Source organism: Desmonostoc muscorum LEGE 12446 (assembly GCF_015207005.2).
Lineage (GTDB): Bacteria > Cyanobacteriota > Cyanobacteriia > Cyanobacteriales > Nostocaceae > Nostoc > Nostoc muscorum.
In genome coordinates, this window is the sequence record NZ_JADEXS020000001.1 from 7041722 (window position 1) to 7054170 (window position 12449).

A 12449-nucleotide genomic window follows, 5' to 3' on the forward strand; every position below is an offset into this window, starting at 1 on the left:
TGCCATCAACTTTGGAAGTTGATGACGTAATGGCTCAGAAGCTACAAGACGATACTGAATAGTGATATCGAATTCGGTAATACCTGTTTTCTGCTAGAGTCTTGGTCAAACAATTAGGTCAAGAATCTTTGGTTGTGTTGGATGTATACAAAGCTACACTTGGAATGCGATCACTTTTTTTCAAGACTTCTTCTATATTAATTATAATAGTACATATGACCTATAAAACTCTACTCATTACCATTAGATGGTTCTTTGGGAATTTTCTAGATATTAAGAAGTGAGTGAATAGAGATTCCCATTATAAAATAGTAGCCTTACTCCTAAATGAATGGAGGTAGTTAACGAGAACTCTTAGGCTTCCCTAAGTAGGAAGGGAGACAGAATTATGAATAAATCATCCATTTTAGATTGGAGAGAACAACTTGGACTTAGTGAAAGACGACCACCAGAATTCTTTGATAGCCTTGAAGAAATCAATGCAGGTCATCAGTCTCCTCCACAGGCACACGCCATGCGTAGGGCATGGAAAGATTTAGAACTTGACGGCATTTTATGTATCAATAATGCGCCCTATATCTATTTCAAAGAAGTTTCTGGTATAGATTCTGACCAAATGCGTGAATTACATCGCCAGATTTGGAATCAGGGTATTGCCCCATTACTTGTAGTTGTTAGTCCCACTGAAGTTCAAGTTTATTCCGGTCTTGCGCTTCCTGCCAAAGAGGAACAAGATGTTTCCCAACAAAACCGTCTTGTTCAAATATTAAATCGGGTATCTGATGAAATTGAACTCAGGCAATTTATCAGAGCAGTAGAACTAGGTGAGTTATTTAGGGAAAAACCAAAATCTTTTAACCCAGATTTGCGTGTTGACCGCTATCTTCTCAAAAATCTTGCAGCAGCACGTCGTAGTTTATTGGAAGAAGAACCTGATCATACTCTAGATATCAGGACTGTTAATGCTTTGCTATGGCGTACAATATTTACCTGTTATCTAGTTGATAGAAAAATTATTGATTTTTCTTATTTTGACAAAATAAATGCAACAGATTGTCACAGACTAATTGACCTTTTGGAAAAAAACGAACCTAGTCAAGCTAAGCAACTTTTATATGCTTTATTTCAACAACTTAAATCAGACTTTAATGGCGACTTGTTTGATGTTGATCTTCAAGCAGAAAATAAACTCATTAAAGATGGACATATCAATATATTAAAAAAGTTTCTTCGTGGTGATGACGTAAGTAGTGGTCAACTTTCACTGGGGTTTTGGGCTTATGATTTTAGTGTTATTCCTATTGAAACCATAAGTAGTATTTATGAACACTTTCTGGAAACACAAGAAAAGCGGGAAAGTGGCATATACTACACACCAAGATTTTTAGCTGAGATAGTTCTTGATACAGCATTAGATGGATGGACTTCCTTATTAGAAAAGCGTTTTCTTGACCCAGCTTGCGGTTCAGGTATATTCCTAGTAGCGATTTTTAACCGATTAGCTGAAGAATGGCGTATCAAGCACATAAATATTAGCAATAACAATGATGAACTTGCAGCAGCCTTAATTAATATTCTCCAGAAAAATATTTTCGGCATAGATGCAGATTCTAGTGAAACGGCTTGTCGTATTGCAGCATTTAGTTTATATCTTGCTTTTTTAGATCAGCTTGAGCCTAGAGATATTCAGAAACTTCAACAACAGGAAAATGCACTCCCAAAACTAGTAGGTCATAACCTTATTTGCAAAGATTTTTTTGAACGAGATTTGCCGATATCTGCCAATAAATTTGATTTGATAGTAGGTAATCCACCCTGGGCAAAAGTGACAGGAAAACAAAAAAATCTTATGGAGAAGTGGTGTAAACAAGAAAACCATACAATTGCCCAAAGACAGTTAGCTTGTGGGTTTGTGTGGAAGGCTCTGCAACACTTACGGGATGAAGGACGTATTTGCTTTTTACTTCCAGCAGGAGTTTTATTTAACCACCAAGATAAAGCACTAGATTTTCAAAATGAGTGGTTATCAACATATACAATTGAGCAGGTAATTAACCTGTCCGATATGAGATTTTACCTGTTTGATGGTGCCGATCGTCCTACACTTATTGTCAGATATCGGAAAGAAAAACCTGATATAAAAACTAGCAGTATTGAGTACATAACTCCTAAAACCGAATTGGAAAGTATTAGGGCTGAAATTCTATCTATTTCCCCAGAAGATCAAAAGAAAATTAGACTTAGAGAAGTGTTATATGACCTCAGTAATGCTGAACCTGCGCTAGTTTGGAAACAATCCTTTTGGGGAACGCCCAGAGACAGAAAATTTTTGGAAAGATTATCTGCACTACCACGACTAGATCGTTTAGTAGACACATTAAAAATAGCGGAGAGCAAGAGAACAAAGCGATGGTTGATGAGTCGAGGTTTTGAACCAGAGGGGGCCAGTGATAATCCTAATAATGTTATATTATCGCCTTGGTCTCCGAAAATATTATTCTTAGCCGCACGAAGTAACAATATTGATTTGGTTATCTTAGAATCTGATTGTACTCCTATTGGGAATCGCTTTCAAAGGCTTCGCAGACTTCCAAATCAAAAAATATTTACTGCTCCACTTGTAATTGTAAGTAAAAGCTTGAAAGTAGCTTTTGCTGAGTTTGATGTAGTTTTCCAAGATGCACTTCGAGGTATTCACGGTAAACCAGAGGATACCGAAGTTTTTATGTTCTTGGCTCTTGCTTTAAACTCTGTTTTGGCAAAGTATTTCTTATTTCATACAGCATCTACTTGGGGAATTGAGCGCGGTGATATACGTGTATCAGAACTGCTTAAATTCCCATTTGTCTTGCCAGAAATGACTCAAAATCCTTCAAGATCAAGAAAAATTGTTCAAGAAGTTGCAGAAAAAATTAGAAATCTAAAAAACCAGATTAATCAAAACTTTTTGATAAATCGTCAGCAGATAGTACAAAATGAGAAAGACGAATTACTTAAATATGTTTATGAATATTATGATATTGATGAATATGAACAAATATTAATCAATGACACTATAAATATTTCCATACCAAGCATTCAGCCCAATCGAAGTACTTGGCCTATTCCTACATTGGTTAGGAGCGAACCACAAGAACGCAAAGAATATCTGAAGCTTTTATGTGATGTACTTAATACTTGGGCGCGTAAAGGTCAGTATACTATAATCGGCAACGTTATACGTTCTCTTAAGATGGGTGCAGCAATAATTGTTTTAGACAGAAAAATTAATGTAGAGCAAAGCTGGGTAGATATTGAGCAGGAGTCAACACAGGAATTAGATACTATTCTCAGGCGAATTATTCGTCTTTTACCACATCAGCAAGGAAGCATTAGTTTTTTGCGAAATCTCAAAGTTTTTGACCAAGACAAGCTGTATATTTTTAAACCGTTAGCTCGTCGCTTCTGGACTAAGACTTCTGCCTTGAACGATGCAGACGAAATAGCAGCAGCAATCCTCAGTAGCAACTATAAGGAAAGCTGATGGTAATAGTTGGCAATAGTAGTTTTTGGGCAGATACTTTTCCTGATTATCTTATTCCAGATATTTTGGATTTGGTATTGTCTGCATGGGAAGTTTTTAGTAAACCTAAAATTGATGATCACGAAGTACCTATAACTAAGCGTTTTAGAACTACTCTGATACAGCAAAAGAATTTGGTAAAATTACCCGTAATAATTGACCGTGAAATCCCAGAGGATGACTTAGAATCTGGAACCGAAAAAGGACGTATTGATCTGCGTTTTACGTATGGATATCGGGAAGATGTATATTTTTCTTTTGAATGTAAGCGACTTAATGTAATTTCCAAAGATGGAAAACGCAAATCTCTAGCCCAAGATTATGTAGTAGATGGAATGATGAGATACATCACATCACAGTATGCTTCTGGGCTTCTCTGCGGAGGGATGATTGGTTACATTATGAATAGTGATTCAAAAACCGCCATCAAAGCAGTAGATGGTCAAGTAGAAATTCGGTGTAAAGAACTGCGAATCAGTCCGCCAAGCGGTTTATGTCAATCTTCTCTCAAACAAAATCACCCGCAAATTAAAGAAACTACACACATACTACTTCGCCAGTTTGTCATCCATCATGTGTTTCTGCCACTATGAATTAACGATGTGCTTAGTTGAAAAACAAGGCGATGAATGAGTTATTCAGGAATATTTAGCTGGCGCGATCGCACCCCTAGAGCGTTTATCTACCTGGAGACTGGGTTTGAGTATATTTACTAGGCGCACGTCAGTTTTATGGTGGTTACCGCATTCCACCTTGAAAAGGCTAGCCCTACGCTTTCAATCAATATTTTGCACCGAAGATATTTAACTTGTAAAAAATAATGGGCAAAATAAGTACCTGGGCAAGCTAAATCTATACTTAACATGAAAGCGATCGCTTTGCTTTTATCTATTGGTGTTGTTGGTGTTTTTACTATTTTTGGTGTTAATTCACGTGGATCTTTGGGCACTAACCAAAACACCCTTCAGGAAATCTCAAGTAATCAACAGACTATAAGTCATGTAACAGCTTTGGGGCGTTTGGAACCCGAAGGAGATATCATTCACCTATCTGCTCCAGCATCTAACCAGCGTTTGGCACAACTGCGCGTCAAAGAAGGCGATCGCGTTAAAGTCGGCCAAGTCATAGCGATTATGGACAACTTTAACCAGTATCGAGCCATTGTGGAAAATGCTAGAGCCAAAGTCATTGTGGGGCGATCGCGTTTAGCTCAAGTCCTGGCTGGTGAAGAGTTTGGCCAAATTGAAGCCCAACGCCAGAAAGTTGCAGAAATGGAAGCTCAGTTATTTGAGGGCATAAAGGTTCAGAAAACAGTTATTGCCCGTCAGCAAGTAGAAGTACGCAAAGCCGAAAATGATTATCAACGGTATAAAGCTCTCTCGCAAGAAGGGGCTGTTTCCGCAGCGGACACAGAAACCAAACGTTTGCAAGTAGAGATTGAGAAACAAAAATTACAGGAAGCAACAGCAAACCTCAGCCAACAAATTAGTACAGGCTCAGAACGTGTTAAAGAGTCTCAAGCAACTCTGCAAAGTGTCAAGCATGTGAACCCAACGGATATTCTCGTAGCTAAAGCAGAGTTAAATGAGTCGTTGTCTCAATTACGAAAAGCAAAAGTTGACATGGAATCTACCTATGTGCAAGCACCAGTAGCAGGGCAAATCTTAAGTGTCAACGCCAAAGTCGGTGAAGTTGTTGGTAGTAGCGGTATTGTTGACATTGGTCAGACACAACAGATGTATGTGATGGCTGAAGTTTACGAAAGCGATATTCAATATATTAAGGTAAATCAGCCAGCAATCATTGTCAGCGAGTATGGAGGATTCACAGGGGAAATTAAAGGAATTGTCGATCGCATTGGATTGCAAATTGACAAACCGGGAATTGTAAATGATGACCCCTCTGCCAGAGCAGATGTCAGAATTGTGAAAGTGAAAATTCGTCTCCATCCCAATGACAGCGATCGAGTGAGAACTTTAAATAAGCTACAGGTAAGAGCATCAATTCAAATTCGTTAAACCAATTGGCAAGAGAAGCTAAGAGAGGAGGACAAGGATTCATGAGTCGATAGAGCAAGAATGGACTCTCCTCTCTACTTACCTCGAAACACAAAATTATGTTGAACTCACAATTCATTCTTGGCAAGCGGCAGCGCGAATCTACTATGACTGACGCCGCTAAGGGCTTAGTGTTCGCAGTCCAATAGATTGCTGTATTGCTCAAGCAGCATTGGAAAATAATTTACTTTTGATTCACAACGATCGCGACTTTGAAACCATTGCCCAAGTGCGATCGCTCCAAAACCTCCGCTTTCAACCTTGAGTCTTTCCTGGAAAACATCGATAGTCAAAAATTCATCAATCGTTGACGAAGTACAGAAGCAACAGTTTCCTGATTTGTATTCGATTTGAAAATCAAACTACAGAAACTTTCTCGATCGATTATCATCATTTCCACCTCACTAAGTCCGGCTCGAACTGTAAAGGGATAATTTTCTCCATTAACTAACTGTGCATTACCAAAGTATTCCCCTGATTGGAGAGTACACGATGTGAATTCATCATGGCGATCGCCAACCAATGCTTCAACTTCTCCTTCTAATATTAAGTAGAATTTATCGGCTACTTCACCTTGTTGAACGATGATAGAATTAGCTCCATATCTAATTACCTTTGCTTGGGTGGCAACTGCGACAATCTCGGATGGATCGACGTTGGGTAATGCATTTGAGAGATGAATTGTCATTACACGTTGATGCAAGCGGCGCACAATGTCAGCTTTTGTTAATTCAGAATTGCTAAGGAAAAGCCGGAAAAGTTCTTCCTCAATCACCATCACTTTGACTTCTGAATTTCTAGTAACGCGTACTGTTGCTGTCCGTTTCCCGTCTCGAAGCAAACCCACTTCGCCAAAATAATCCCCACGACTGAGATGATTTAAAAGACGAGGCAGTTCATCAGGAAATTCTTGGAGAATTTCGACTTCACCTTCTAGAAGAATATAAAATTTAGTGGCTGGCTCACCTTGGCGAACAATTACTTCCTCTGATTGGTAAGTCAAAACGATTGGTTTAGTGGCTACTTTTTCTAGCAAGGCTTCATCAAAACCAGGTAATACCAGCGAAAGTTCTTGATTTAAAGCTAAACCCAATTTGCCATCTTCAACATTAACAATTCGATCTGCCAAATCAAGTATGCGATTATCATGAGTAACCATGAGAACAGCACTATTATGTTCTTTGGCTAAACGATGCATTAACGCCACTACATTCCGTCCTGCTGTCTTATCCAGAGATGCTGTAGGTTCATCGGCAAGTACTAACTTGGGTTGAGTTACCAAAGCACTGGCTATGGCCACTCGTTGCTTCTGTCCCCCAGAAAGATTTCCTGGATAGGCGTTGAGCTTATCAGCTAATCCAACAGCCTCCAATATAGATGCTGTTTTTGCACGGGCTTCTTTAGGTGAGAAATTTGGTTGCAATTCCAATGACATCTGAATATTCTGCTGGACTGTTAAGAAATCCAACAAATTACTTGATTGGGTAATATAACCAAAATTCCGACGCATTTGGACTAATTGCTCTCTGTTAGAACCATTGAGTTCTTGTCCCAAAATCTTAAGACTTCCCTTTTTAACAGAACGTAAGCAACCAATTAAACTCAGCAATGTGCTTTTTCCTGAACCTGAAGGCCCGGTCAAAATCACAAATTCTTTGGCTTTAACTTCTAGATTAATGTCAGATAAAACTTGCTTTTGGAGTTCGCCTTCTCCAAAAAAGTAATTGAGATTTTCGATGGAAATAATTGTTTGGGAATTTGTCATTTGTCATTTGTCATTGGGCATTAGTTATTTCCCCCATCCCCCTCATCCCCCTCATCTCCCTCATCTCCCCCACTCCCCCACTCCCCACTCCCCACTCCCCACTCCCCACTCCCCATTCCCCAGTTCAAAACAAGTCTGCTGGATTGGCATCTTTTAACTTATTCATAGTAATAGTACCGGATGTAAAGCACATAATAATTGTTAGTAGAAGTACCAATGAGGCTCTGGGAAATGTCATGTGCATGGGTAAAGCAGTTGCATTTTTAACAATTTCATACAATCCTACAGAAACGATTAGCCCAGGAATGTAACCTAATACTGCTAAAATGAGTGCTTCCTGAAACAAAACGTTTAAAAAATAACGATGTTTATAGCCTCTGGCTTTGAGAACTGCGTAATCTGGTAAATGATCGGAGACTTCGCCATATAGAATTTGATAAACAATAATTACTCCTACTAGGAAACCAACGAAAACTCCCGTACTAAATACAAATCCAATGGGAGCGCTGGTAGCCCAATAATGTTTTTCATAATCAATAAATTCTTGACGCGTCATCACTTGAACACTCGCAGGAAGTTGAGTGCTGATTTTTTTGGCGATCGCTTTGCGATTTACACCAGGTTTAAGCTTGATCAACCCAATGTTAATATTGTTTGCAGAACGTATCGGTAACAAATAATTAAAAGTCGTACTGCTGGTAATCACATTACCATCATCGGCAAAGGAAGCACCAGCAAAATTGACTAAGCCGCTAATCCAAACTTTCAGATCGCCGATTTCTGCTGCAACTGATTTTCCTGACTCCAAATCGTTTAAGATATTGCCATATTCTTTTAAGTTAGAGTTGCGATCGAATAAAATCACACCCCTAGTTCTCAATAAATGGGCAACTCGATCAAAATTGGGAATTTCAAATGGACAATTATCTGGGTTGATGCCCAAGAGAATAATTCCTTTACCTGCACTGACATTGCCATACTTGAAAGAATGCTGTCCGTGGTACACATAGTTAACAGAGTCAACTTCGCCAAAATTAAGCGTGCGATACAAATATTGCCGAGGAAATTCTCTGGTGTTAGCCAAAGTCTTCATTTCCGGATTAATTAAAATCAAATCACCCACCAGCCGACTGTGTAAGGCTGTTTGGCTGTCGTAGAGGGAATCTAAAAAAGCCAATTGCATAAATATCAGAATTACCGCAAAAGCAATTCCGACAATCGCTACCACCAGCCGCAGCTTATAGCGAGTTAGTTGCAACCAAGCTAAGGGGATTCTGCCAAAAGAATTCATGTATAATCTTTAAATTCCAATTGATTACATTTATTTGCCACATCCGAACTTTATCTAGTTTGCAATGATGAAGCGATGGCTTGCCGACAGTATTTTCCTCACGATAATTATTAAAAATGCTACTTTGTGCTACTGACATGAGACAGCGTTAGCCGGGGGCTGAATTTTCTGATAAATTATTTAGGATTGCTATAGTTAATTTGCACAGTGCATCAGTTCTAAAGACTAGTTTTTAGGTAAGAATTCAGGAGTCAGAAGTCAGAATCCAGAATGATTAAAACAGAAGTCAGAATTCTGAATTCAGCAATCTTTATGGCGTTTATGCTTCTGCAATTGTAGAGGATGAAGCGGCTAGGGGAGATACAGCGATCGCAGATAAAAGGCTAAATTTGTTACAATCGTTAATGTTTCTCGATCTCACAGAAGAAACGATTGAAGAGGTTGCATTATCCGTTGCTAGTAAACAGGAGCTAAAAAAATGACTATCACAGAAGACAATTTTCGAGTTCGTCCCATGACCAAAGATGATCTAAAAATTGCCTTAAGCTGGGCAGCTTCAGAGGGGTGGAATCCTGGTATTGATGATGTTGATAATTTTTATATTGCCGATCCTGGCGGTTTTTTAATTGGAGAATTAAACGGTCAAGCTATTAGTTGTATTTCTGTAGTGCGATATAGTCATAAATTTAATTTTATTGGGATTTATATTGTTAAACCCGAAGAACGGAAAAAGGGATTTGGTTTAAAAACATGGCTTGAAGCATTGAAGTTAATTTCTAATCAACCTGCTGCTTTAGATGCTGTCTTACAACAAGTTAATAATTATCAAAAATTTGGTTTTAAACCTGCTCATTCTCATCTCCGTTATCAAGGGATAATTACCGGAAAAATCTTGCCAGATGTGAGGGATTTAAAAACTATTGATTTTGAGCAACTTTGTCGTTATGATGAGCGATATTTTCCTAGTTATCGTCCTCATTTTCTTTCGACATGGATTAATCAACCTCATGGGCAAGGTTACGCTATCATCAACGATGGTGATTTGGTAGGTTATGGAGTGATTAGAAAAGCTACGGATGGCTTTAAAATTGCCCCTCTATTTGCGGAAAATCAAAACATAGCAGAAAAATTATTTTTAGCCCTAGTGACTTATGCAGAAGGAAGTCCTATTTATGTAGATGTTCCTAATATTAATAAAGCCGCTATTCTTTTATTTGAAAAATATCAAATGAATTCTATATTTGAATGTGTACGAATGTACACAGAAGAGCCAACCAATATTGATTGGCACAATATTTTTGGTGTTACTACTTTGGAACTAGGTTAAATGATCCTGAACACTTGTAAAATTGAGATTGGTGGTAGAGCGATCGCCTAAATAAAGAAGATATTCTCGCAAATATTGGCTATAGAACGCTATGCTGATTTTCACAAAGGTAAATTTCAGCATCAATCAGCCCAAGAGGCAATTTTAGTCTGAAATTCCTGGCTTCAACCACAAAATCGTTACTTTACTCTAAAATCTGATTAATTCTGACTTCTGGGTTCGGAATTCTGAGCAATTTAAAATCTAAAATTAACTCACAAAGCTACTTTAGCCTGACCACAAAGTAGCACACATAAAGCCTTGTCACTGTCAAGCTTAAGCTAGTGTATTATATAAACCGCAAAAATGTACTACAAGTGGACATGGACATGATGAAACATAGATTTTGGGCAAGTTATCTGCTTGCGGCTTTAGCATTTATACCCCTAGAACCTCCAAGTATGACTCAGGTTTTAGCAACAGAGTCAATTTACCAACTGGCACAAGCCAGAGCTACTTATACCCAATATATGCAACTTGGTTATAGTGAAACCAAACGAAGAAATTATCGAAAAGCTTTAGGATATTTTCAGCAAGCACAACGCCTACGTCCTGGAGATAAGTATGCTACTGCTGCAATTAGAAATGTTACAGGTTATATTCAACGTGGCAGAAATCGTATTGCCTTTGTCCCTGGTAAACCTGGTAGAGTCAGGTCAGCAGGAACACGGGGAAGTTGCTTTGAAACTGGACAATCTCTGATTCCTTTGACACCCACAGATAAAGAAGCTCAACTAACCACAGCAGAACATCCTACATTCTATTTCTACATTCCTCAAACTTCTACAAAAGTAGAAGCACTAGAATTTGTTTTGCAGGATGATGAGAGCATTGACCCATTGTATAAAGAAACTTTCAAACCTGTTGGACAGAATGGTATTGTTAGCGTAACTGTACCTGCTGATAAAGCATCTCTACAAATCGGTAAAGAATATAATTGGACTTTTTTAATGATTTGCGATCTTCGCAACCGAGATAAAGCTTCATATACAGTAGGTAAAATAGTGCGATCGCGAGATGAAAATCTATCCCTTCAACTCAAACAACCAAACACAGACTTGGAACGTGCAGTTTTGTTTGCCACAGCTGGATTTTGGGAAGACTCTCTCAGAACTTTAGCTAATTTACGCGCCCAGCGTCCTAACGATCCCGAAGTCCAGAAATATTGGGAAGATTTGTTAAATTCTGTAGACATTAAAGAAGTTGTAAACAAACCTCTATTGCCCTGTTGTACTGCCCAGAGATAAATTAACGATTACTTAAAAACCCGGCTTTGATATCAAAGCCGGGTTTTTTTACCTTACAAGGTTTTTATGTTAGGTAAGTCGGTGCAATAAAACCAAACTGTGTAAAGAAAAGTAAATAAGGCTCAAACTCTTTCTCCCCCTGCTCCCTGCCCCCTGCTCCCTGCCTTATCCCAACGATAATTATTTACGCCGACTTACTTACCACGCGGTAGGGGCACAGCATTATATTCTCAAAAAACAAAGGCAAAGAAATTTTGATACATACTCATAACTGAGGTTAAGGTATGCCTTCAGTTAATTGGACAACGCCTGTAAATGGTAGTGAATGAGACTAAGTTATACTGTCTCTAGATAATGTCAAGTTTGTAACTAAGTGAATGATTCTGAAGAAGCAAAACTATATTACGAAAGATAAAGACATGTGAAATTTCTTTGGACTGTATTCTTCGTGAGAAATCTTGTTCTAATCCATTTGGCTGGTTCTGGTTATCTAAGTAACCCGCACCCTGAATAATTCAGGGGATATTGATGCTGAATTTTGTAAAAAATCTGTAATTTAAGCTACATAATAGTTTTTTTTGTACTGAATTATAAGCAAGAAGCTATCAAATAACCATAAGTTGTTGTAGCATCAAGAGTGTTTGAATCAGAACGTAAGGATTGTAGGTAACTACAATAATGGAAGGAATCATTAGAAAACTTAGTGAACTGAATCTTCCTAGCGGAACTATGGTGATTTTAGCGATCGCATCAGAAAATAGTTCTGCCACAGTTGCAACTACTCTCACAGATCGGGGAGTACCGCTTGGCATTGTAGGAGCTATAACCCCAAACAGTCTTTTTCAGGTTGCAGGGAATACTGTAGTAGGATATGGAATTGAAGGGGTTCTCAAATGCATTTATACAAAAACCTTGCCAAAGGAAAACCGTAAATTTTTACCCAACAAATAAATATTTACCCATTACAATAGAAGCTAAAACTGAAGCTGAAAAATCTACTCAGCACAAAAATCAGTAACGATCCTCAAAAAGTTTAAATTCCCAAAAAAGCTGAATAACTTGGATGCCTAGTTGTACTTATATCAACCCACTCTTAACAAAAGTTGAGTTAGGTAATTTTAATTATCAAAGAGCATACTTTTAATAAGGATATAGAGGCTA

The 12449-nt window shown here is 38.2% G+C and carries 8 protein-coding genes; 6 read left to right on the forward strand and 2 right to left on the reverse strand.

The annotated features are described in order from the left end of the window. The first annotated feature begins 388 nt into the window (after window positions 1–388). From IQ276_RS29330 to IQ276_RS29340, 3 genes are all read left to right on the forward strand, one after another. Window positions 389–3523 carry an HsdM family class I SAM-dependent methyltransferase gene (locus IQ276_RS29330; protein WP_228043414.1) on the forward strand — a complete coding sequence of 1045 codons (3135 nt, stop codon included), beginning with the start codon at window positions 389–391 and terminating at the stop codon, window positions 3521–3523. Beyond that, complete coding sequence (locus tag IQ276_RS29335; protein WP_193921974.1) at window positions 3523–4155, forward strand: hypothetical protein; 633 nt, start codon at window positions 3523–3525, stop codon at window positions 4153–4155. The genes IQ276_RS29330 and IQ276_RS29335 overlap by 1 nt, the downstream gene beginning before the upstream one ends. 270 nt (window positions 4156–4425) lie before the next feature. After that, window positions 4426–5580, forward strand: coding sequence for an HlyD family efflux transporter periplasmic adaptor subunit (locus tag IQ276_RS29340; protein WP_235116072.1), 1155 nt, complete (start codon window positions 4426–4428; stop codon window positions 5578–5580). Window positions 5581–5908: 328 nt separating this feature from the next. Here the strand turns inward: IQ276_RS29340 and IQ276_RS40795 are convergent, their stop codons facing one another. Both IQ276_RS40795 and devC read right to left on the reverse strand, forming a co-directional pair. Continuing rightward, on the reverse strand, window positions 5909–7384 hold the full coding sequence (locus IQ276_RS40795; protein ID WP_309245617.1) for a cyclic nucleotide-binding domain-containing protein: 1476 nt from the start codon (window positions 7382–7384) through the stop codon (window positions 5909–5911). Between the two features lie 124 nt (window positions 7385–7508). Continuing rightward, entirely contained in the window at window positions 7509–8675 is a 1167-nt protein-coding gene (gene devC, locus IQ276_RS29355) for an ABC transporter permease DevC (protein ID WP_193924225.1), read from the reverse strand. Window positions 8676–9153: 478 nt separating this feature from the next. Between devC and IQ276_RS29360 the strand changes: the two genes are divergently transcribed. From IQ276_RS29360 to IQ276_RS29370, 3 genes are all read left to right on the forward strand, one after another. Then, window positions 9154–10002, forward strand: a complete 849-nt coding sequence (locus tag IQ276_RS29360; RefSeq protein ID WP_193924222.1) for a GNAT family N-acetyltransferase — start codon at window positions 9154–9156, stop codon at window positions 10000–10002. Between the two features lie 368 nt (window positions 10003–10370). Continuing rightward, window positions 10371–11288, forward strand: a complete 918-nt coding sequence (locus tag IQ276_RS29365; RefSeq protein WP_235116073.1) for a DUF928 domain-containing protein — start codon at window positions 10371–10373, stop codon at window positions 11286–11288. Between the two features lie 678 nt (window positions 11289–11966). Further along, window positions 11967–12239, forward strand: a complete 273-nt coding sequence (locus tag IQ276_RS29370; RefSeq protein ID WP_193917043.1) for a hypothetical protein — start codon at window positions 11967–11969, stop codon at window positions 12237–12239. The last annotated feature ends 210 nt before the right edge of the window (window positions 12240–12449 follow it).

Bases quoted from the DNA above. Each gene is read 5' to 3' on its own strand.
- IQ276_RS29370 (WP_193917043.1), top strand. From the start codon at position 11,967: ATGGAAGGAATCATTAGAAAACTTAGTGAACTGAATCTTCCTAGCGGA.
- devC (WP_193924225.1), bottom strand. From the start codon at position 8,675: ATGAATTCTTTTGGCAGAATCCCCTTAGCTTGGTTGCAACTAACTCGC.
- IQ276_RS29360 (WP_193924222.1), top strand. From the start codon at position 9,154: ATGACTATCACAGAAGACAATTTTCGAGTTCGTCCCATGACCAAAGAT.
- IQ276_RS29335 (WP_193921974.1), top strand. From the start codon at position 3,523: ATGGTAATAGTTGGCAATAGTAGTTTTTGGGCAGATACTTTTCCTGAT.
- IQ276_RS40795 (WP_309245617.1), bottom strand. From the start codon at position 7,384: ATGACAAATTCCCAAACAATTATTTCCATCGAAAATCTCAATTACTTT.
- IQ276_RS29365 (WP_235116073.1), top strand. From the start codon at position 10,371: ATGATGAAACATAGATTTTGGGCAAGTTATCTGCTTGCGGCTTTAGCA.
- IQ276_RS29330 (WP_228043414.1), top strand. From the start codon at position 389: ATGAATAAATCATCCATTTTAGATTGGAGAGAACAACTTGGACTTAGT.
- IQ276_RS29340 (WP_235116072.1), top strand. From the start codon at position 4,426: ATGAAAGCGATCGCTTTGCTTTTATCTATTGGTGTTGTTGGTGTTTTT.